Origin of the sequence: Desulforhopalus sp. (assembly GCA_030247675.1) — a bacterium.
GTDB lineage: Bacteria > Desulfobacterota > Desulfobulbia > Desulfobulbales > Desulfocapsaceae > Desulforhopalus_A.
The window spans coordinates 166,745-188,126 of record JAOTRX010000006.1 but is presented as its reverse complement, the minus strand read 5'-3'; the positions used below and the strand labels follow the sequence as shown (position 1 = coordinate 188,126).

Sequence of the window (21,382 nt, the reverse complement as noted above, 5' to 3'; positions counted from 1 at the left end):
AGGGCTAGGCTTTCTTGGAACAGACCAAGCCGCTCAGTCAGCTTGTATCAATACTACATCACGGGAAAGTAAAAGCGGTAGATCGATCCTCTTTGATTCTTGCCTGATACTCCGAATCAACCTTGGATTGTATGTCTATGCAGTGCCGAAGGACAGCCAAAGTCCTCTTTATCTATCGGTAAAAACTTCGGATTTTCAATAATAAGCAAATATTAGTGTGCCTGCGCTCGTAAAACAATGTGGGTAATTTCCGCCGGCACGGCCAGACGGCAGGAGAAGCCGGCCCAGAGCCCGGTGCCCGGACTGACATAGAGTTTCGTGCCGACGACCTCGTACAGGCCACCCACCAGCCCGCCGTTGAAGGCCGAGATCAGCCATTTGAGAAAAAACAGGTGCCCGCCATGGGTGTGGCCGGAGAGCTGAAGATCGGCATTGTTTCTTCCCGCTATGCCATTGGGTCGATGGGCCAGCAGCACCCTGACCGCATCCGGCGCACCGGCAAGAGCTGTGGTGACATTCGGGCCTGCCCCGCCATAGTGCTGTGCGGCCTGGTCGGCCACACCGGCGATGACCAGCTCCCCGCCACCTTCGGCAGCCAGGATCCGGTGTTCATTCATCAACATGGTGATACCCAGCTTCGCAAAAACCGGCAGCCACTCCTCGACCCGGAAGTAATATTCGTGATTACCGGTAATCCCGTATACGCCATACCTGGCCCGCAGATCCCCAAAGGGCGCCACGTCGTCCGTCAACTCCTCCGGAGAACCATCTATCATATCGCCGGTAACGGCCACCAGGTCTGGCGACAGGGCGTTGGTCTTCGCCACCACCTCCCGGAGCCAGGCACCTTTTAGAAAGGGTCCGATGTGGATATCGGAAAGCTGGACAATGGAGAATCCATCGAGGCTTACCGGTAATTTCGGCAGAGTGATTTCCACCGTGCGGACACCCGGAACGCGGATGGACTGCCAGGTCCCATAGAGGCAGAGGACCAGGGCGATAACCGCCAGACCGATGCCCCGGATCGCAGGGGTAAAAGGCAGATGCCAGGAAGTCCCCAGCCAGCGGCTCAGCCAGAGCAGGAGCGCCAGTCCGTCCTTCAGTACCAACAGAAAGACCAGGATGACCATGGCGGCATAGAGTATTTCCAGGGCCAGCAGCACAGGACCCGGTAAATCGGGGGCGATAAAGGAGCCACCGAGCCTTTCATAAATGAGATATTTCTGGCTTATGACCAGAAGCGCAATACTGGCAACCGCCTTTATCAGAGGGCGGCAAGGAAAGAAGGTAATCAAACTGCCAACAATATAAATGAAGAGAACCAGAGAGGGGATTGCAAGTCGCATTATCTTGTGCTCATCAATATGGTTTGACTCTTTTACTCATATCATTCGTGCTCATACCGTGCTCTCCGTCTTCTACGCGTTCTTTCCCATTTCATATGCCTCAATCATCGCCGCGCTCCCTTTGATATCCCCTACATTCCAGGCTCCCGTGCCGTAGATCATTCCTTTTTCCTTGGCGTCGCTCAGACAGGAAGTAAAACCTCTGAAGCCTTCCAGGGTTCTTTCCAGCAGCTCCTTTCCCTCGACCGCTGCAGTCATGATAAAATACATTTCCTTGTTGCTGATTTCAGTATACCTGGGACAGGTCCGGTCGATGAGGGTCTTCATCTGCCCGTTCATGGAGTAAAAATAGACGGGGGTTGCCATGACGATGACGTCGGCAGCGACCATTTTATCCAGGATCCCAGCCATATCGTCCTCCTGAACGCAATCGCCTTTCTTTTCAAAACACGCTCCACAGCCGGTGCAGGGGTTGATCTCCTTGTCCGTCACATATATTTTTTCCGCATAATGACCGGCATCCCCGGCCCCACGCAGAAACTGATCGCATAACAGGTCGGAGTTTCCCCCTTTTCTGGGACTCCCGGCCAAAACCAATACCTTTTTGTTCTTTTGCATTCTTTTTTCTCCTTTTTTGGCTCCAAGGTTTGGTTGTTACTTGCTTCCTTAGAACTCTATTCAGCGCAGAAGATCCCAGTGAGTGATGGGTCAACTATAGTGCAGACGAACGAAAAACCGGTAGACTGATCCTCCTTGATTATTGCCTGATCGTCCGAATGTGATACGGAAAAAGCAAAGGCCAAGGCTCGGGTCATCAGCTACCGGATGGACTCTGAGCGACAGAGACCTCCGAAGGATATTTCCAGATAGAGGAGGGGGTGGGATAAAGCTGAGTTGAGCAGCTCGTCTGCTCGTACGAAACTTATGCCCTTGTGGTAGAAAGTAGATTCTTTCAACCCCGCTACCCTTCTATCACTGGGTAATCCACATGTCTCCCTCCCCAAGCCCTCGACATCTTACCGGACCTGAAATCCGGCGTAACGGAATCAAACATGCCCCATCTTGAGACGGGGCACTGTCTTGACGTGTTGACTGCCCGGCTGTTTTCTCTTGTTCTTGGCGATAACTATGAAGCAAGCGCCGCCGCGATCACCTCGGCAAGGGTTGTGGTCGGCCGCCCGATCAGACGGCTCAAGGTATGGCTGTCATCAAAAAGCGCCCCTCCAGCAGCACGAGCATCGGAATCGGCGAGGAGCACGGCAACCGGTCCGGGCAGTCCGGCATCGATCAGGGCCTTACGATACTCCTCCTCAGGCAGGTCCTGATAGGCAAGCGTCCTGCCGGACTGGCGAGTCACCTCAGCCGCCAGCTCAGCCAGGGTGTAGGCCTCATCTCCCGCCAGCTCATAAATCTTTCCGGCCTGTTCCTCCCGAGAGACAAGGACCCTTGCCGCCGCCTCAGCGTAATCCCGCCGCGCCGCCGAGGCAATCCGGCCATCCCCGGCGCTACCGAGAAACACGCCATGGGCAACTGCCGCCGGAATCGATACCGCATAATTTTCCGTGTACCAGCCGTTGCGCAAAATGACGCCGGGAACCCCTGAGGCCGCCAGATACTGCTCGGTTTGTCGGTGCTCCCCGGCAAGCCCAAGGACCGAGGTATCGGCATGCAGGACACTGGTATAGACAAGGAGTTTGATGCCGGCCTTCCGCGCCGCCTCTATGACAGCCTTGTGTTGCGGGGCACGCCTGCCTATTTCGCTGGAGGAAATGAGGAGGAGCTTATCGATTCCGACAAGGGCAGCATCGAGAGTCTCCGGGCGCTCGTAATCGATCTCCCGCACCTGCACCCCACGCGCCGCCAGGTCGCCGGCTTTGCCGACAGTCCGTGCACCGGCGACAATCTGCTGCGCCGGCAGGTCTTTCAACAGGGCATTGATCACCAGATGGCCGAGTTGGCCACTTGCTCCAGTCACTAAAATTTTTTCTGACATATCCGACTCCTTGATGTACATTATATGATCCTAGGTTTCTAAATGTAACCTAGTGTTGATTAGCTATATAATATGAAATATACATCAGGTGGCAAGAAGGCACTTTAACGTATTCTGGTTACCTTGATGTAACCGATAAAGGAGTTTGGCAGATGAAATGTGACGTGTATGCAAAAAATTGCCCCAGCCGAATGATCCTCGACCGGATCTCGAATAAGTGGTCGATGCTGATCCTCAATCGCCTGCGGGTGGAAACGGTGCGGTTTAATCAACTGCGCCGGGAAATCGATGGCATCTCCCAGAAGGTCCTTTCCCAGACCTTGAAAAACCTCGAACGCGATGGCTTGATTCGGCGGGAGGCCTTTCTGACGGTTCCGGTGACCGTCGAGTATTCCATCACCGACCTGGGCAAGACGCTGTCCGATACCGTGCATATCGTGACGCATTGGGCCGAAGAACATTACGACGCGGTCATCGAGGCGCAGAAGACATTTGACGAGAGGAACAATACCCTCGCTCTCTAAGGTCAGGCCATTTTTTAAATTCCCAATCAATTGCCACGCCCTCATTCAGGGTAAAAGGAGGTCTGCAGACCATGCTCCACCACATTACGACGGACAAACTTGAGGTTTCTTTCTATGACAACAATGTCGAAGGCGCGGTCCCGGTATTCCTTCTGCATGGCTTTCCCTATGATATCCATGCCTTTGATGAAGTGACTCCACTTCTCGTTGGCCATGGTTGTCGGGTGATTACACCGTATCTTCGCGGCTACGGGCCTACCCGTTTCCTCTCTGCAGATACACCGCGGTCCGGTCAGCAAGCGGTGCTTGCCCACGATCTCATCGCCCTGATGGACGCACTGAAAATCGCCAGGGCGGTTGTGGCCGGTTTTGACTGGGGTGGCCGGGCGGCGTGCATCGCGACGGCCCTGTGGCCCGAGCGGATACTCGGCCTCGTTTCGGTGGGAGGCTATAACATCCAGGATATTCCGGGAGCGATCCTGCCCTCAACACCGGAAAATGAGTACCGATTCTGGTACCAGTACTATTTTCACTCCGAGAGAGGCCGAGCCGGGTTAACAAAAAATCGCCGCGAACTCTGCAAGCTCCTCTGGCGATTGTGGTCGCCGACCTGGAAATTCACCGATGCGGAGTTCGAGCAATCGGCCCTGGCCTTTGACAATCCGGATTTTGTCGATGTGGTGATTCACTCGTATCGGCATCGCTTCGGCCTGGTTCCTGGCGATCCTGCAGTCGAAGAAACCGAACAGCGCCTGACGCAGCTTCCAAAAATCTCCGTGCCAACTATAACGCTTGATGGCGAAGTCGATGGCGTTCTCCCTCCCGGTGGCACAGCAAGCCATCGCCCGTTTTTCTCGGGAAGGCATGAGCATCGGGTGCTGCGGGGAATCGGCCATAATCCCCCGCAGGAAACCCCTCAGGAATTTGCCGAAGCAGTGTTGTCTGTCATTCACCAAGTGGATGGCCTGTGACGAAAGAATACGGCTCGGATTAAGGCCACAGATTGCTGGAGCAATTGAACGAGAAAGGTGACGTCAAATAGGTGGGTTAGTCAATTCACAATACGTTCTGACTGAACATCACTCCCGCGGAAGCTGGAGTCCAGAACTACCTGAAAACACTTTCTATGGCCGCTACCAACTAAAAATACTCAGCAAAAACCTCAGGTTCTGATTATCAACCGTCACAAAGGCATGCCTGTGGAGATCTCCCCTTTCATAGAAACTCAGTTTACTGTCCAAAATATCATAGAATTTCCTGTCGTTAACCACATCCTTTGGTTAAATTAGAAATCGAGGTCTAACTGGCATTCAATCCCCATTCTTAATAGTAGTTATTTTTGATATTTTTTATGAAAAAAAACATAGCATTACTTGTACTTTCAATTCTGTGGCTTTTGCCTGGGTATGGATTTTCAGCAGACAAATACGATGAAGCGGCAGTGGTGTTAAAGCCTTACATCCCAGCGATGAAAAGATACCTCAAAGTTGCTGAAAATACCGATAATCCTCTGGAGTTAGCTATCGCTATGAATCAGCTTTGTGACAAAATGGAAGAACTTGTCCCAAAAGTCAGGCAACTTTCAAAGAAATATCCAGGACTTGAGTATGAACAGAGGATCCCAGTTCGGCACATACAGTTCAGGAATGAGCTGGAATTACTTATGCAGCGCTTTACCCAATCCTATGTCCGTATCATTCAGCATATTGGTGATCCACAGGTGGGAAAGGCTAATGCGCGGATGATTGGTATTCTCGCAAGTGTTGGGGCAACATGGTAGTTACGAGGAGGATGCTCGCAATGCAGGATGCATGCTAGTTTATGAGCTTGAAGAGTTAATAACACGCAATTTGTAATCTTGACTTCTAATGGTATAACTCCGCTCTTGCTGAGGGGGAGTGCGGACAATGGTTGTATCGTGAAATTTCCTTCTCGTTTTTTTTAATTTGGGTTGGCAACGAATATGTTGGGCACAATAGCAAATGCTCTGGCTATCATCGCCGGCAGCGTATTAGGACTTCTCTTCAGCCGGGGGATTGCCGATAATTATAAAGAAATAATTCTCAGCGGCGTAGGCCTCTCGGTGGTGCTTATCGGGATCAAAAACGCTCTGGTTTCCAATGATCTCATGGTGGTTATTTTTTCCTTGGTCATCGGCGCATTGCTCGGCGAAGGCCTGAAGATCGAGACAAAACTGCAGTCTGTCGGCAACTTCCTTGAAAGCAAAATTGCCGCTAAAAGTAGTGACAGGAGATCGTTTGCCAAAGGTTTCGTCACCGCCAGCTTGGTGTTTTGCGTCGGCTCCATGGCTATTATCGGTTCCCTGGAAAGCGGTTTAACCGGCAATCACCAGACTTTGTTCGCCAAATCGGTGCTTGATGGGGTGACCTCCGTCATCTTTGCCTCAACAATGGGTCTGGGGGTGATGTTTTCAAGTGCCGCCGTGTTTCTCTACCAGGGCCTGATAACAATAACCGCAGGATTTATGAAAAACTTCCTGGTGCCGGAAACAATAGCGCAGATGTCCTCTGTCGGCGGACTGCTCATCATGGCTATCGGTTTCAATATGTTAAATATAACAAAAATACGGGTCGGCAATTTGCTCCCCGCTATCTTCCTGCCCTTGGTTTACTTTGCCCTGCGACAATGGTTTCCCTGATTTTCTGCAACCATCCAGTTGAACATCAAAACCGGCCCACGCCGAGCAAAAGGACTGGAATTCCAGACCGAATTCCAGGGACACGAATTCCAGGGACAGTTTATCTAATTCCTCGGGAAATAGGGCCAATTCCCTTATCTCTTATTCTTCCGGGTCATCGCTCAATGGAAAACGGGTTGAGAAATTGACGTCCCCACAGATAGTTTTTATCAACCTGGCTAAGCTCCGCTTCCTCGCAGACCCTCTGCCAATTGTCACGAATGGCGGTCTCGATCCGGTCAATTACCCCCACGGCCGCCTGCCGGGAAAGCAGGAAATGATGCGCGGCAGCGAGGCAGGTTTTGAGCTGACTGAACCTGTTTTCGCCGGTTATGAGCATGGCCTGCTGGGTCGCTTCATTGCCGGTACGACCTTGAGGGCAAATATCATAGGCCGGCGTCAAGGTCAGCTCTTTCCCATCCCAAAAAGCGGCGTGATTGCGGGCGTGATCATCGGTATTGCCGCACAGGATATTAAAAACCAGCCGGCCATAAAGCTCCTTGAGGGTTTCTACCGGTTGCGCAAAGCGATGTCGAATGATTTCGGCAAGGTCTTCATAACTGGCATAACGTGCCGTCATCTCACCTAAGCCGAACAGGGTCAGGGCAGAAACCATCGATTTTCGTGCCCATCCGGAATCGAGCGCAATACGGTCGAATCGCTCAATCAACAAAACATCCTTAGCGGCCGCTTTAGCCAGCTTGACGGGCGCGACCGTAAGCCCGGCAATTGCAGCCAATCTCATGGCAAGGTATTCGGCTTTGACAACACTGTAGAGATCACTGCTGGACGAAAATTTAGCAATATACTTGGCGCCCCGATCTTCCAGCAAGGCCTTGGGGCGGGCGCCGCCAATGGAACTGCCATGGAAGAGCGCCTGATCAAGCTCGGCTGTTAATGGAACACCTTGCTCAACCCGATCGGCCGACTCCAGCAACTCTTCCAAGGTGGCATTATGTGGAGTTCTTGGAACGAACTCGGTAGGTGATCGCTGAAAATCAAGCGCACCTATCCGATCGGACCCCGATTCCAAGAGATAGGTGAGCTCATCAAGATTGCCGGTATCCGCATCTCGACCTTTCAGCCCGAATTGTTTGTTGATGATAACGTGCCGCCCCCAGGCATCAGGCGCGGCATCCCGAATGCAATTCGGCATCTCCAGGTCGCCAAGCAGGGGTAAAATTCCGGCCCTCAGAGGCAATTCCGGCTCATAAATCGCAATGGCCGGATTCTTGTCGTCTGCCCGATCAAGATAGCTTTTGCCATAGTTGAAATGGATAGTGCCGTTATCCGCTTCAAGCTTACCGGCGACCACGGGCTGCGTTTCTCCGGGAAGCCATATCCAGACAAATGCTTGTTTATTTTGCGGTTTAGAAATCATCATCCACCGCTTTTGTGTTGTTTTTGATCCGTTTGGGGAGGAGAGCGATTTTACTTTGCATCAGTTCGATACTGGTTGCAAGAGCCCGGCTCTCCTGCTCGAACAGGGGGACGCCAACCAGGGCGGCGACTTCGAATACCAGCCCGATGGACGGAGACATTTCACCGGCCTCTATCTTCTGGAGGGTCGCTCTGGAAATGCCGGCCCTAGTTGCAAGGTTTTGCTCAGACCATTTGCGCTTTTTGCGTCCGAGCTTGATGTGCTGACCGAGCAAAAGAACGGCTTCTTTTGCGTATTTTGAATATGCTCTTTGTTTCATCATAGCCAACCCTGGCGAAAAGACCAAAATAATAGTCATTAAGACAACTAATGGCTACTATATCGGTCATCAAATAGATATTCAAGGAATAATTGATGATTGGCTAGCCAGCAGCCTTTAGAATTACGCAGGGAGAAATTTCCTGTTCTTCACCCGCAGTCCCTTGCCGGGCAGGACCATCAAGGTCGAGGTGCCATGGGCGATCAGGGAACCGAGACCGTCGTAGACCCGCGCCTCGGAATAGCAGATGGTTTTGCCCTCGCGGATACTGCGACCTTCCGCCCGTAGTCTGCCGGTGGTGACAGACTTGAGATAGTTGAGCTTGAGATCGACGTTCACTAGTCCCGCATCCTCGGGAATACCCATGAACACCGCCCAGAACGTCGCCGTGTCGATCATGGTGGCGATGACTCCGCCGTGCACGAGGCCAAAAGGCTGCAAATGAACCGTACTCAGTTCAAGCTCGATGGTCGCCAGGCCGGCATCGATCTCGGTCAATGTCATGGCCATATGCTTCGGGTACGGCGCCTCTCCGACAATCGCCTGCAATTCTTTTATATATTCGGGATTTGGCTTCACATTGCTCCTTGGCAAGAACGCTAATTTTTCGGCACGAAAGAAAACTTGATGACACACCGCTCATCGCCGTTGACCAGGCTTTCCTCGATGGAATGCACCGGCTCGAGCCGGAGTGCTTTCATCACACCGTTGCGGAGCGCCTGACATCCGCAGGCATATCCGGCCGTCATATTGCCTGCCTGCAGAGAATCAAAGGCATTGCACTGCTGGCCGGTCCAGGTTGCCTCGTTTCCTTTGATGGTTATCGGCTCGTGAATATACATTTCATCAAAAAAGCAGTTCGTCCAGATCCTTTTAAAGATGGCGACCAGGTCCTCGATATTTTCCGGTTTCTTGATCTGACCGGACTTGAGAAGCATCAGGGTATATCTTCTAAAAAACAGCTCATTGGCCAAGAGGTTGAGCTTATTGGCATGTTCCTCACCCAGTTCCCTAACAGCGGTTGCATGCCAGTAGGAGTCATGCAACCACCAGAGTTTCTTGACGTCATTCAACTCATCCCGTAATTCCATATCGCCATCCCTCAAGTTGTGTTCCGAGTCCGCACCACAGACCCCCCTGCCCTTTTGGAGGGCCAAAATGATCGTTTCCATCTGGGACAAGAATTCACTCTCTAAGTCGTAATTACTGACGAATATACACATATGAACCTTTTATATCGTCACATTTTACGACATAATACACCAGCTTTAGGGAGAGTTCCTGATGAAGATTGAAGGATTATTAACTGTCGAGGCAATTCGTGTCGAGCTTGGGCGGCGCCTGGCGCAACGTCAGGGAACTGCACCGTACCCAAGAGATGTTGGCGAGAAGGATATACGGTGATGGCGAATATCAAACACCCTACAACGGAGGCGGATCAATGAAGCCTGACTTTGATACAGCACTGCAACAGCATTTTTCAGCGATCACCAACAGGGATATCGAGGCCTTCAAATCGCACCTCACCGGCGGCGACATCCTGTATACAATTGTCCAGAATGGCCATGCCTTCACCACGCCTTCCGAGTCAATTCAGCTGCATGAGCAATGGTTCAAGGATCCGAACTGGATTTGGGAAGGGACGGTTGTCCACAAAGTCGTCGGCGAGGATATGGCCATGGTCCTTGTCAAATATGACTATCGTGCCAAGGCCGAGGACCAGCCATTCAGTACCTGGCTCACCTACGTTTTTCAGCTGCAGGACGGGCAGTGGCGAATCGTCCATGACCACAATACCGCTCTCGATTACGCTGCTTTTCCCCGGGCGGTTGGCATTGAAAGCACGTGAGCTTGCCTGCCCCTGTGAAATCTTGCGAATATCCCGGCAAACAGCTCAAAAATCGCCTGGGAATGTAACTGTTGACCCCGGTGCAGCAGTGCCTCTATTGCCATCTGTTTCTCGGATCCAGTGTATTTGTCTATTTTTTTGTTCTGTTGCATGATCTTCCTCCTCTGAAGATTGTATCTTACGAAGAAATATTTCTTCCGTATCTCAATTAGACCATATATTATTAAACAATCTACGCCTGTTTGTGCGCAGTAGATGTGCATAAATAATCACCTAAAAGGACCAAGGATGAAGCTTAACTGGGATGACATGCGGTTTTTTCTGGTGCTTTGCCGCACACAATCCTTTGTGGCGGCCGGGGCAGAACTAAAAGTCACCCACAGCACGGTTTCCAGGCGCCTCTCAACCCTGGAAGCGGCGCTCCAGTCGCAGCTCTTTTTCCGGACGGAGAAAGGCTGCCGGCTTACCCAGGCCGGGGAAACCTTGCTTCCTTACGCGGAACAGCTGGAAACGACGGTCTTCGGTCTTGAGGCGGAGATCTCCGGCAGGAACACCCAGCTTTCCGGCGCCATCCGCATTGGCGCTCCGGATGGCCTTGGCAACTGCTTTCTGGCCTCGCGTTTTGCCGCCTTCCAGCGCCTGCATCCGGCCCTTGAGGTCGAACTGATTGCCGTGCCGATGTATTACAGCCTGGCCCGGCGGGAAATAGACATCCTTATTACCGTACGAAAGCCGACGGCTGGAAATATCATTGTCAGAAAACTTTCGGCGTACCGCTTTGGTTTGTTCGCCACCCACAGGTACCTGGAAGGCCGCCCCCCGGTACAAAGCAAGGACGATCTGCGGGGCCATCGGACCATCGGTTATATCGACGATCTGTTGTATGACCAGGACCTGAATTTCATCAACGAGTTTCATCCAGGTGTGCGGCCGCAGTTTCGCAGCTCGACCCTGGTCGGGCAGAAATACGCCATCCTGGCCGATAACGGGGTGGGTGTGCTGCCGTATTTTATGGCGCATTCCGAATCGACGCTGATGTCGGTACTGCCGGAGCTGTATGCCGAAAGAACCTTCTGGCTGCAGGTCAATCCCGATTCACGGCAGATAGCCCGGGTGCGGGTTATCATCGATTTCATCGTCGCCGAAATGGAGTCCTGCACAGCGATGTTTATGGAGAACCCCAGGCCATCGGCATAAGAGGCGTGGCCGCAAAGAACCTGAGACGAAGATACTCAGGGCAATATAAAGACACCCGATTTTGCCCTTCCCCTACAAGGAGGAGTTGTATGGCTGCCATCCGGAAAAAACTCTCTGAAACGCGTGTCGAGCCGGGTCAGACCTTTGTCATAGACGCTTTCAAGGAAGAGGACGCAGAAGGCATCGCCGGGCTTTTTTATGCCATTTATGGCCCGGATTATCCGATACGGACCTTCTATCATCCAGAAAGAATCATCCGTGAAAATCGCCAGAGAACCATCTGTTCCGCTGTCGCCAGGACCCCGGCTGGCGATATCGTGGCCCATGGCGCGCTGTACCTCAGCTCGCCCTTTTCGCAAAAGCTCTATGAAATCGGCCTGGGCCTGACGCTGCCGTCATACCGGGAGACCTTTGCCACCTATAAGGTCTTCATCTATCTGGCGGAAGAGGTGGTGAAGGGTTTGCAGCCGGAAGGAATCTTTGGCGAGGCGGTTTGCAACCATATTGCCACGCAAAAATTATCGGCGGCAGTCGGCATGTCGGATATGGCTGTCGAGCTGGGATTGATGCCTGCATCCGCCTACGAAAAAGAGCAAAGCGCCCAGGGCAGGGTGACCTGTACCATGCTGTTCAAGTCGTTTGCTACTGCCCCGGCAGATGTCTATGTCCCTCAGTCGTATTTCCAGGCGGCGGAGTTTCTGCTCGGCGATTATCTGCCGACAAGGACCCTGCGGATTGCCAAGGACAGGCCGCCAAAGGCCTCAAAGACTGAATTGCACAGGAAATTTTTCCCATTTGCCCAGACCGGCAGATGCAATGTCACAAGGGTAGGCGCCGACTTCAAAGGCAAGGTCGGCCAGATGGAACGTCTCGGCGCACAACACGGCGTTGAGAACATGCAGTTCTTTATCAACGCCGCCGAATCATGGTCGGGATATGCCGTCGATTTTTTGCAGGACCAGGGCTACTTTTTTGGCGGACTGCTCCCCAACTGGTTTCATTCGGATGGGATCCTCATGCAGAAGCACCTCGGCACCAATCCGCTTTCAGAAATCCACCTCTACAGTAAAAAGGCCAAGCGATTGCTCGACATCGTCCTTGACGATAAAGCCCGTCGAGCGCGTCACTGAGCCTGCAGCCCGCCAGGGCTCATCCGCGGGTTTTGTTGTTGAGATAGCTGAGGAGGAGGTTCATGGTCTTGAGATCCTCGGCCTTGGCATCGGACATATCGACATTGAACTTTCTCTCGATGGCCGCCGCTGCCCTTGGCAGGTCTATGGAATCAAGCCCTTGATCGGTAAAAAGCATATCATCGGTAATCGCATCATTGATGTCGAGTGCCCTGAAGATTTCAAGAATGTGTTCTCTGGTGATCGTCATAATTGCATCCTTTTTATTGAATTTCCAGTAGTTTAAACCGCTGAACCTTGCCGGTCTCCGTCCTTGGAAGGGCCTTGCAGAAGATATATCCGACCGGACACATCGAAGGGGCAAGGGTTTTTCGCGCAAAATTGGTCAGTTCCGTTTCCAGCCTCAAGGACCCTGTGTAGCCGCTGTTGAGAACCACATAGGCGAACGGGCGTATGGTTCCGACAAGCTTTCTGCCTGTCACCCCGCATTCCTTGATGGCGGGATGGCTCTCAATGATTTTCTCGACCTGTACCGGTGAAACCCAGTTGCCGTCGCATTTAAACATCTCATTGCTGCGTCCGACATACCTGTAGCCACCCTCCTCCCGCACGAACATGTCACCGGTATCGAACCAATCGATGACGCTCGGAGATTTCCCCCTGTCCTTCCAATAGTAGGGGAGCAACATCGGGCCGGAAAGATTGATGCTTCCCGGATGCCCATCAGGAACCTCCCGCCCCTTCGTATCCAACAACCTCACCTGCCAGGGCGGAACGGGACGCCCTGTCCGTCCAGGGGAGACCTCGCCCGGGAAATTGGAAAGGACGATATGCCCGACTTCCGTCGATCCGAAGCCGTCGAGGATTTCCACCCCGGTTTTCTCCTGGAAGAGCGTGCACAGGGGGGCAGAGAGCGTCTCCCCCGCCGACACCGCCAGGCGAACACTGCCGCCCTGAAGGACAGCGGCCGCCTCTTCGATCAACATGCTGTGCACGGAGGGGACGGCAAAAAGGATGGTCGGTCGCTTCTCGATTAAAATCTGTTTAATCTTGGCTGGATATGGCTTCTCATACATCAGGATGGAGGTCGCCCCGTAGCCAAGGGCATAGGTGATGGTATTCAGCAGACCGTAGGCAAAAAACAATTTACTGACCGAAAAGAGGACGTCATCGGCGGAGACATGGAGGACCTCATCCCCGTATCGATTGACCTGCGGCAAAATGTTCTTGCCGTAATGCGGGACCCCTTTGGGAAAACCGGTGCTGCCCGATGTGTACAGCATATAGCCGATCGTCGATTCGCTATATGGCGCGGGAGGAGTCGTGTAAGAGGCCTTTGCCAGCTCGCTTAGGAAACCGGCATCACCCAGGAGATAGCGCCGTTTCAGCGCCGCCGATTCGGTTTGGGAGGCGGCACATTCGGCCACGGTAAAAACAGCTTTTGCCTCAGAATCATTGAGGATATACTCAAAAAGGCTTCTCCCCAGCGAATCATTGACCGGCACCGGCACCAGCCCGGCATAAAGGCAACCGAGAAACGCACAGATAAACTCCGGGCAGTCCGGCATGGCGATCACCACACGATCACCATCGCCAAGCCCGTTGCCCTTCAGGAGCCCGGCATATCTCTTTATGCTGCGGAAAAGTTCATTGTACGAAAGACTCTTTTCGTCCTGAAGGAGCGCCGCCTTGTCGCCATGGGCAAGGACTGTCTTCTGGAGGAGGGTGACAACCGGATTTTCCATAACACGACCTTGATTTCACCTAATAAAAACAGATAGTTCGGCAACAGACGCACTGTGCCGAAGACTTCCTGGCATCCGATGCAACAACACCAGAAGCCTATCTTCTTTACCGGAATTTCACAAGGACACCGCCCAATTTTTTTAAAAAGGGGGACACCATACCTAAACCGAACCAAAGTCTTCTGATACCGAAGTTATAATAGAAAAGCGCAGGGATGCAGCCTGTACATGGTGGCCGCACTGAACCCGTACGCGGTGGAGAGGCAATACAGGCTGGCATGCTTCGCCTAAGGCGACATCATCGAAGGTCAAGAGGCTAGACAGCATACAACTCGTCTGCTTCAGGCAAACACGGTTCCCAATATTGTATCAATAAGCGACCGATTCCAGAGAAAGCATTGCGAGGAAAGCAAAGTTGCGTGTGGGATTTGGGTTGAGAATGTTGTGGTAATTCAGCTCCGGGGACTCGATGTGATGCCCCTCAAAAAATTCAATGCATCAACAGAGAACCTGACAGCAAGGCAAGGCAGATGTTGCCGTGTCATCCTCTTGGTGAGAGATGGTCCATTTTCTTAATTCCACGTGATAATTTCACTGTGAAATACATCCTTAGTCGGTTATGTATTTATGGAGCGTAGCACTATCGTACGGCAACAATCGGGTTAGAAGATTGTGCCATCTTTCTGCATATTATTCCTTTCGATGGAATATTCAGACCAGCAGAATTACTTGTTGGCAACTAAGGCAAACTATTACCAAGAATAAACGGAGGCGAATATGAGAAAATATTATCTTTACCCTATTATTCTTCTGATAATTACTATTATTTCTACTCCATCAATGGCTAGTTTAAAAAAATGGCTGAAAAAGGAAGCGATACCCACAGTTAAGGGAGAACGACCAATAGAAATCAAACCTTATGTTTCAATAAAAAATGATAACCAATTTGAGTTTCGTGCTGGCCCAAACGATGCCAGGATCCAAGTCGGCAACGCAAAAGTCCAGACACATCAACTTGCAAAACGTCTTGTTCAAGCTGGGTGCGTTTATGTCAGTGGTGGCGACGTTGTGCGATGCGCTCCAGACATCATTGAGCGTGAGCTACTAAATATTTCAGATGGTTTCGATACAAATAATCCTAGCACTATTCCCCAAAGCGCACTCCCGCAATATTCAAATCCTGTGGTAAATACTTCAGGTCCGATTTTAAGGCCAGGTACTGTAATGCAGCCTTGCGGTTGTTGGGGTTTTAGCCCGTCACCAATAGCATTTGAACCAAGATGTGCTCGATCAAGAGTGACAGTCAATGCCTGCCCGGGTTTTTGTCAGTTCGGTGGGATCCCGTACTCATATGTATGTATGTAACCAAACCCGGCATTATAGAAACCTTGTAAAAAAATATGGGTCGAATCTTCAAAGTTGAAAAATGAGCATTTATGAAATCAATATCTTCATTTGTCCAACTATTAAGTTGTTCGCCGAATGCCGGACATTGGTGCAAAAATATGTTCTGCAATTTCATCAATATGGTCGTTTGGCACTGGACCTTTGATGCACGGCTATCAGTAACCGTCTTAATATCTAAATAAATGGGAGACTTAAATGGGGGACACGATATCCAAATCAAAAATTTTCTAATGCCAAAGTTATAATAGAAAACCTCAGGGATGCTGCCTGCCCATGGTGGCCGCAATGAACCCGTACGAGATGGACAGGCAAGCACAGGCTGGCATGCTTCGCCGAAGGCAACAGAGGTGGCAGATCTATTTATTACTCAAACGAACCCTACACGGTTTACCACCGAGCACTAGTCGTTATTTTTTCTTTTCGCAATCTTACAGCACCTGTCCGTCGTTACTCTGACGATGGATAGCAGCTGTATCAACTTGACAATCATACATTTTGTATATACAATATGTGCATGGAAATCGAATTCGACCAGGCGAAATCCGAAAAAAACAGGATGGAACGAGACTTGCCGTTTGACCTAGTAGCAACCTTTGAGTGGGACAGTGCTGTGGTATGGCCTGATTCCCGGCACGAGTACGGCGAGACGCGATTTTGCGCTATCGGTTATATTGGTGTTCGGTTGTATCATTTGGTTTTCACAACACGCGGTGAGTCGGTCAGGGTTATCAGCCTGCGCAAAGCCAATAAGCGAGAGGTAAATATTTATGCCGAAACTTAAGAAAAAAACCATACTCCCCTCGACTATCGAAGAGCGGGATATTGCTCGACAGGCAGTTGCAGATGGCACGGTTTTGACTGCCGAAATGATCAAAAAGATGAAGCCGGCAAACCAATTTCCGGAACTGGAATTCCTTGTGAAGATGGGCCGGCCTGTTTCAGACAACCCTAAAAAGGCGGTCAGCATCCGCTTATCGCCGGATGTACTGAACAGCTTCAAAGCCACTGGCCGAGGTTGGCAAACGAGAATCGACAATGCGTTGCGCGACTGGTTGAAGGAGCATAGAACATGACCTTCAAAACAACTCCATCTGGTCCTTTGCCTGCGGGTGAAAAAGCTCTCTGCGTCGGCTTTGGACAGGCTACGCCATTGTCTTCAATCTAATCTCCACCCGATTTCCGGGAATTCTGAAGACAGTGAGAATTCACTGGATAGCATTCTTAATTCCAACCAAAACATTCTGCGGGCAAGCAGCAAATGTTTGCGTTCGACGAAGAACTCCAGATAAAGATTGCCTGGTTAATAGCCATTCGTGGCGACACCACCCTTCGTTAAGAGCAATTTACTATAATCCCGAGCATCTACCTCGCATGGTCCCATCTCCCAACGAGCCCATCAGGCAGAAAAACCCCGCACCCGACCGAACCGTATCTCAACCAAGGTGGCAGAAGTGCTGCGATGAAAGCTCAAGAAGCAATTGAAAAAATACAGCATTCCCTGCACGCAGCCTACACCTTCGCAGTAGACAGATGTTCCGAACCTGCCGACGTGCTTGCCTTGAAGCTGCACTGCGAGGGGGCCTGGACAATCCTTGAGCATCTCGAACACATCTATCTCGCCAGTTCCTTCCTCTTGCTCACCTTGGAAAAAAGTGTGGCAAAAGCCTTGAAACGTGCCCAGTTGCGGGACTACTCGAAAGAGGTTGGCGAACTTGACGCTCTTGACGAGATTTCCCAACCGAGGCTATTCGAATGGCATCCGCCACAGCATATGATTCCAAGAAACAGTCTCAGTGCGGCTGAAATCCAGGAGAAATTGCAGGACCAGGAACAGCACCTTCTCCGGCTCTTGGCAAAAGTTGCCGACGGCCAGGGCAATCTCTGCAAGGTACGGATGAGCGTTCGCGACCTCGGGCATCTCAACGTCTACCAGTGGGCCTACTTCCTGACCCAGCACGCGAAACACCACGTCAATTATATTGCTTTGATCTTACAGAAAAGTAACAACCTCGAAGGGTAGCTTGAACCCACAAGATCACCGGGTGCGCGGGCAAGGTACTGACGGGCTGCACGGTTGATCGGCGCCTCGGACGCGACAGGAAAGCGATGGATACCAGCAGCAATAGCACCTACCTCTGCCAGGTGAGCGGGGCAGTATCCTGCGGGGCCTGCTGCGGCCTTTATAATTTACCCGGCCTTTCCCGGACAAGGCTTGTAAGCCTGCTGGCCAAGCGAACCGAGGACTTTGCCCAGGTTGCCAGAACCGAAGACGAACTCTACCGTTTCAAGCAAAGAAACAAAGGACCGCCCAGGCTGTCACGGCCCTTCCCGGGATTTCATCACTGTCCCTTTCTGGGGCTGGTCGGCGAGACGGCAGGCTGTGTCGGTTGCCTCCTCCACCCGACGGCGCCGGGTAACAAGGGCGTTGATTATCGATCTTTCAGCTGGTACGGGCAGCAGGCCTGCCAAACCTACTTTTGCCCGTCCACCAGAAAACTGCCTGCCGTTTACCAGGCGATTGTCACCAGGGTAATCGACGACTGGTATGTCTATGGCCTGATCGTGACCGAGCATGCCCTGGTCTCCGCCTATTTCGAGGAAGTCGCAATCCGCCTCGGACGAGGTCTGGAGCTTACCGATTTCGCACAGGCGAGCGGAGCCGGCCAGGCCTTTGCGGCATTTGCCGAACTCAAGTTGACCTGGTCGTATCGCCGCGACGACTGCTCCGGCCCCTGCAATTATTTTCTTGAGAACGGCCTGTTTCCCAGACCGGGAGTCCTTCGCAAGGCCACCGGTATTCCGTCATCCCGTTACGAACGGATTTTCGGGGAATTGGACTCCGCCTTCTCCTCGGCAAAGGAGCTTGCGGCGGCAGAAACCATACTGGATCATCTGTTTACAAGGACAGTGCAAGCGCTAGGAAAGTAGAGCGATCGGCAGGGCAGAAACTGCCGCCTTCCCTATTCGGCCCCACCGCCAATCGGCCGCAGTACTGCCTTGAGATCAACCGCTCCGGCCAACTGTTTTTGTGCCCGCATGATCCCCTCGGTCTGCTCCCAGCCCTTGCTATCGATGGTGCCGATGGCCGGGCCAGCCTCCGGCTGAACCAGCCCGCGGGTGATCTGCAGCTGCTCTTGCAGGATCTGGCGTGGCGTGTCCGGATCGTATTTTTGCAGGGTCTGGGTGGCTGTCTCTTCATTTTGCGGATCGAGCGCCTGCTGCCAGCCGGCAAGCAGCGCCGCAAGGAAGCGCTTCACCAGCTCGGGCCTTTCCGCCACGGTACGCGATGAGGTGACGACGCAGTTGGCGACGAACTTCACCCCGAAGTCGGCCGGATTGAAAAAGGCGGTTTTTTCCCCCGCCTTGGCCAGCTGCGCCTCGATGATCGGCCCCTGGGCATTGCGGTAGACCGGCCAGAGCTGCACCTGGCGCCGGTAAAACGGCGTATAATCATAGCGGACACTAAAGATCTTGACGTCGGAGCTACCCAGCCCGGCCTCGGCCAGCAGGGTATTCATGATGGTTTCATCGTTGCCGCCAAAGGTGACGCCGATGACCTTGCCCCGCAGATCGGCAAGCTTTCCTATCCCCAGCTCCTCCGGGCGATACATCCACTGCAGCGGGTTGACCTGGAACAACTGGGCGATAACCACCACCGGCGCCCCTTTAGCCCGCGCCCGCAGCACTTGATCGGCGGAGGCCTCACCGAAGTCGGCATAGCCCAGCTCCAATTCCCTGATCGCATCCCGCTCCGGCCCGCCGGCTTTAACCTCCACGTCAAGCCCGGCCTTTGCAAACAGCTGCTGGTCTTCGGCATATAAGGCGCCGACGACGCTGACATTGCGCAGCCATTTCAGGCGGTAAGCGACCTTATCGCCCGCCTGGACGCCGGTCGTAACGAGTAGCGCTATCGCCAGCAGGACGCAAGCAGACAGAATGTGACGTTTGGCAATGCTGAGCATCATTCCTCCTTTTTTGGCGGTCAAGGGCCGGGTCGATTACCTTCCGGTCCAGGCCCGTTTTATAACTGCCCCGAGCGACTCCAGCAGGGCCTGGTAGATGGCGATGGTGATGCCGATCAGAAAAAGGGCGATGAGAATCTTGCCGAGATCGCTTTGGTAGAGGGCGATGCGGATATTGTAGCCGATGCCAGCATTGGCGGCGATAAATTCCCCGACGATGGTCCCGGCCATGGCCAGGGTGGCACTGCCGGCGATAACGGTGGTCAGCTGCGACAGGTTTTCAAAGGTGCGGATCTTCACCTCCAGCTGCCAGCGCATCCGGCTGGTGACCCGGTAGAAGTGTTCAATATCGTCGACCGGTTTTGACATGATCCCTAAGACCGAGAGCAGCACCGGGAAATAACAGATCATCGCCGCGATCAGGAGGCGGGTCAAAAAGCCATCGCCGAGCAGGATAAAAAGAATCGGCGCCAGGGCGACAATGGGGTAGGCCTGAAAATTGTAGGCGGCAACCTTGATGAACGAGCCGAGCCAGGATGCCTCGCGGCCGGTAATGCCGATAATAAAGGCCATGGCCACCGAAAGGATCTGGCCGATCACCGCCACGGTCATGGTGTTCAGGGTGGCAAGGCTGTACCCGCGATATTCGGCGACCAGCGTCTGGTAGATACCGGAAGGGGAGGGAATAACGTAATCGGACAGCGCCAGGCTGTACTTCAGCGCCATCAAGCCGCTGAGGAACAGCATGTAGATGATCAGGAACTGGAGGACGCGTCTAGGCAGCATTCATGATCTCCAGGAGAGTCGCGTCGAGGGCCGCGCGCGAATAATCATCTTTTTTCATGATGTTGCAGCCGTGGACCATCCTGGTCTGTGGCGCCTTGCCCTTGCCGCGAAACACCAGGATGGATTCGCAGAACTTGGCTACCTCTATGACATTATGGGAAATATAGATGAAATAGCGGCGGGGGAACATCGCCTTGATGGCAAGAATTATCTTTTCCCGGGTAAGCTCATCGACGTTGGCCAGGCCCTCGTCCATGATCAGCAGGTCGCAGTCCTGCAGCAGATAGCGGATCAGGTTCACCCGGTTCTGCTGCCCCATGGACAACTGGTCAAAGCGCGAATCGATGCAGTCGGACAGGCCGAAGATCTCCACCAGGTGGTCAATATCTCCATGCAGCGCCGGCGGGATGACCCGCGTCAGATGACGGCCCACCCCGGACCAACCTGGGAGCCGCTCCTTGTTGTGTGAATAAAGGAGGGTGTTCAGCCCGTCGGTTGCGACCGTGCCTGCCGATCTTTTATTGTCGCCGGTGATGATCCTGGCAAGCGTTGTCTTACCCACCCCTGAAGGGCCGAAAAACGAATGGAATCCCGGTGCCGTCATGTGAAACGACACATCTTGAAAAAGCGGGTGTTCTGCGCCGGGATAGGTGAAGGCAAGTTTATCAACAATCAGGGGCATTCGATGACCTGGAAAACGGAAGACCAAAAATTTCACGTATGGATATCCTGCACAACATCAACCACCTCATTCTTTATCATTTTTGGCTCAGAGAATAAACCTTTATAATAAGAATCCCTGCCGCTCAGCGGCCAGGAAAGCGGTTGCGGCAGCAGGTTGTGGGTGGACAACCACCATCCCCGCCTTGGCACTTTTCCAGGGGCAAGAATCGATCGAACCGATAGGCCCCATGTACAAACCGAGCCTCTGTCAGGTCGACCAGGGGACGAATCGCCTGCTCCTCGGCGATGACGCCTTGTCTGGGATACCCACCATTATCTGATCGCCTTCGTGCTTTTACCGACGGTTGTGCAGAGTATTGAG

24 protein-coding genes are annotated in these 21,382 nt (G+C 52.7%); 12 read left to right on the top strand and 12 right to left on the bottom strand.

Going from position 1 to position 21,382, the window contains the following annotated elements; translation table 11 throughout:
- Window positions 1–212 precede the first annotated feature (212 nt).
- The 3 genes from OEL83_14150 to OEL83_14140 all read right to left on the bottom strand — a co-directional run bounded on the left by OEL83_14150 (window position 213) and on the right by OEL83_14140 (window position 3,339).
- On the bottom strand, window positions 213–1,346 hold the full coding sequence (locus tag OEL83_14150; protein ID MDK9708181.1) for a metallophosphoesterase: 1,134 nt from the start codon (window positions 1,344–1,346) through the stop codon (window positions 213–215).
- 72 nt (window positions 1,347–1,418) lie between these two features.
- Window positions 1,419–1,964 carry a flavodoxin family protein gene (locus OEL83_14145; GenBank protein MDK9708180.1) on the bottom strand — a complete coding sequence of 182 codons (546 nt, stop codon included), beginning with the start codon at window positions 1,962–1,964 and terminating at the stop codon, window positions 1,419–1,421.
- 508 nt (window positions 1,965–2,472) lie between these two features.
- Window positions 2,473–3,339, bottom strand: a complete 867-nt coding sequence (locus OEL83_14140) for an SDR family oxidoreductase (GenBank protein ID MDK9708179.1) — start codon at window positions 3,337–3,339, stop codon at window positions 2,473–2,475.
- A gap of 152 nt (window positions 3,340–3,491) precedes the next feature.
- On the opposite strand from OEL83_14140, the gene OEL83_14135 reads away from it, so the two are divergent.
- From OEL83_14135 to OEL83_14120, 4 genes are all read left to right on the top strand, one after another.
- Window positions 3,492–3,863, top strand: coding sequence for a helix-turn-helix transcriptional regulator (locus OEL83_14135; GenBank protein ID MDK9708178.1), 372 nt, complete (start codon window positions 3,492–3,494; stop codon window positions 3,861–3,863).
- 71 nt (window positions 3,864–3,934) lie between these two features.
- Window positions 3,935–4,834 carry an alpha/beta hydrolase gene (locus OEL83_14130; protein MDK9708177.1) on the top strand — a complete coding sequence of 300 codons (900 nt, stop codon included), beginning with the start codon at window positions 3,935–3,937 and terminating at the stop codon, window positions 4,832–4,834.
- A gap of 380 nt (window positions 4,835–5,214) precedes the next feature.
- The gene (locus OEL83_14125) at window positions 5,215–5,643 is read left to right on the top strand and encodes a hypothetical protein (protein MDK9708176.1); all 429 of its coding nucleotides are present in this window, start codon (window positions 5,215–5,217) and stop codon (window positions 5,641–5,643) included.
- Between the two features lie 183 nt (window positions 5,644–5,826).
- Window positions 5,827–6,522 carry a DUF554 domain-containing protein gene (locus OEL83_14120; GenBank protein MDK9708175.1) on the top strand — a complete coding sequence of 232 codons (696 nt, stop codon included), beginning with the start codon at window positions 5,827–5,829 and terminating at the stop codon, window positions 6,520–6,522.
- 154 nt (window positions 6,523–6,676) lie between these two features.
- On the opposite strand, the gene OEL83_14115 is transcribed toward OEL83_14120, so the two are convergent.
- The 4 genes from OEL83_14115 to OEL83_14100 all read right to left on the bottom strand — a co-directional run bounded on the left by OEL83_14115 (window position 6,677) and on the right by OEL83_14100 (window position 9,352).
- Window positions 6,677–7,876 carry a type II toxin-antitoxin system HipA family toxin gene (locus tag OEL83_14115; protein MDK9708174.1) on the bottom strand — a complete coding sequence of 400 codons (1,200 nt, stop codon included), beginning with the start codon at window positions 7,874–7,876 and terminating at the stop codon, window positions 6,677–6,679.
- A gap of 55 nt (window positions 7,877–7,931) precedes the next feature.
- Window positions 7,932–8,264: a helix-turn-helix domain-containing protein gene (locus tag OEL83_14110; protein MDK9708173.1), complete on the bottom strand. Its 333-nt coding sequence runs from the start codon at window positions 8,262–8,264 to the stop codon at window positions 7,932–7,934.
- A gap of 120 nt (window positions 8,265–8,384) precedes the next feature.
- Window positions 8,385–8,840, bottom strand: a complete 456-nt coding sequence (locus OEL83_14105; protein ID MDK9708172.1) for a PaaI family thioesterase — start codon at window positions 8,838–8,840, stop codon at window positions 8,385–8,387.
- A gap of 20 nt (window positions 8,841–8,860) precedes the next feature.
- Window positions 8,861–9,352, bottom strand: coding sequence for a hypothetical protein (locus tag OEL83_14100; protein MDK9708171.1), 492 nt, complete (start codon window positions 9,350–9,352; stop codon window positions 8,861–8,863).
- A gap of 350 nt (window positions 9,353–9,702) precedes the next feature.
- Between OEL83_14100 and OEL83_14095 the strand changes: the two genes are divergently transcribed.
- The 3 genes from OEL83_14095 (at window position 9,703) to OEL83_14085 (ending at window position 12,437) form a co-directional block, all read left to right on the top strand.
- Window positions 9,703–10,110 (top strand): nuclear transport factor 2 family protein, encoded by a 408-nt coding sequence (locus OEL83_14095; GenBank protein MDK9708170.1) that lies wholly within the window; start codon window positions 9,703–9,705, stop codon window positions 10,108–10,110.
- Between the two features lie 288 nt (window positions 10,111–10,398).
- Window positions 10,399–11,307, top strand: coding sequence for a LysR family transcriptional regulator (locus OEL83_14090; protein ID MDK9708169.1), 909 nt, complete (start codon window positions 10,399–10,401; stop codon window positions 11,305–11,307).
- An 89-nt stretch (window positions 11,308–11,396) separates the two neighbouring features.
- Window positions 11,397–12,437 (top strand): hypothetical protein, encoded by a 1,041-nt coding sequence (locus OEL83_14085; GenBank protein MDK9708168.1) that lies wholly within the window; start codon window positions 11,397–11,399, stop codon window positions 12,435–12,437.
- A gap of 19 nt (window positions 12,438–12,456) precedes the next feature.
- Here OEL83_14085 and OEL83_14080 read toward each other — a convergent pair whose 3' ends face one another.
- Both OEL83_14080 and OEL83_14075 read right to left on the bottom strand, forming a co-directional pair.
- Window positions 12,457–12,687 carry a phosphopantetheine-binding protein gene (locus OEL83_14080; GenBank protein MDK9708167.1) on the bottom strand — a complete coding sequence of 77 codons (231 nt, stop codon included), beginning with the start codon at window positions 12,685–12,687 and terminating at the stop codon, window positions 12,457–12,459.
- A gap of 13 nt (window positions 12,688–12,700) precedes the next feature.
- Window positions 12,701–14,182: a benzoate-CoA ligase family protein gene (locus OEL83_14075; protein MDK9708166.1), complete on the bottom strand. Its 1,482-nt coding sequence runs from the start codon at window positions 14,180–14,182 to the stop codon at window positions 12,701–12,703.
- Window positions 14,183–14,959: 777 nt separating this feature from the next.
- Between OEL83_14075 and OEL83_14070 the strand changes: the two genes are divergently transcribed.
- The 5 genes from OEL83_14070 (at window position 14,960) to OEL83_14050 (ending at window position 18,517) form a co-directional block, all read left to right on the top strand.
- Entirely contained in the window at window positions 14,960–15,547 is a 588-nt protein-coding gene (locus OEL83_14070; protein ID MDK9708165.1) for a hypothetical protein, read from the top strand.
- A 556-nt stretch (window positions 15,548–16,103) separates the two neighbouring features.
- Window positions 16,104–16,370, top strand: a complete 267-nt coding sequence (locus OEL83_14065; protein ID MDK9708164.1) for a BrnT family toxin — start codon at window positions 16,104–16,106, stop codon at window positions 16,368–16,370.
- Entirely contained in the window at window positions 16,357–16,662 is a 306-nt protein-coding gene (locus OEL83_14060; GenBank protein ID MDK9708163.1) for a BrnA antitoxin family protein, read from the top strand. Before OEL83_14065 ends, OEL83_14060 begins: the two co-directional genes overlap by 14 nt.
- 386 nt (window positions 16,663–17,048) lie before the next feature.
- Window positions 17,049–17,609 carry a DinB family protein gene (locus tag OEL83_14055; protein ID MDK9708162.1) on the top strand — a complete coding sequence of 187 codons (561 nt, stop codon included), beginning with the start codon at window positions 17,049–17,051 and terminating at the stop codon, window positions 17,607–17,609.
- 86 nt (window positions 17,610–17,695) lie between these two features.
- Window positions 17,696–18,517 carry a hypothetical protein gene (locus tag OEL83_14050; protein MDK9708161.1) on the top strand — a complete coding sequence of 274 codons (822 nt, stop codon included), beginning with the start codon at window positions 17,696–17,698 and terminating at the stop codon, window positions 18,515–18,517.
- 32 nt (window positions 18,518–18,549) lie between these two features.
- Here OEL83_14050 and OEL83_14045 read toward each other — a convergent pair whose 3' ends face one another.
- Genes OEL83_14045 through OEL83_14035 form a run of 3 tightly spaced genes read right to left on the bottom strand, consistent with a single transcriptional unit; the run spans window position 18,550 to window position 21,055 of the window.
- Window positions 18,550–19,554 (bottom strand): ABC transporter substrate-binding protein, encoded by a 1,005-nt coding sequence (locus OEL83_14045; protein ID MDK9708160.1) that lies wholly within the window; start codon window positions 19,552–19,554, stop codon window positions 18,550–18,552.
- A gap of 33 nt (window positions 19,555–19,587) precedes the next feature.
- On the bottom strand, window positions 19,588–20,337 hold the full coding sequence (locus OEL83_14040) for an ABC transporter permease subunit (protein MDK9708159.1): 750 nt from the start codon (window positions 20,335–20,337) through the stop codon (window positions 19,588–19,590).
- Entirely contained in the window at window positions 20,327–21,055 is a 729-nt protein-coding gene (locus tag OEL83_14035) for an ATP-binding cassette domain-containing protein (protein MDK9708158.1), read from the bottom strand. The genes OEL83_14040 and OEL83_14035 overlap by 11 nt, the downstream gene beginning before the upstream one ends.
- Between the last annotated feature and the right edge of the window lie 327 nt (window positions 21,056–21,382).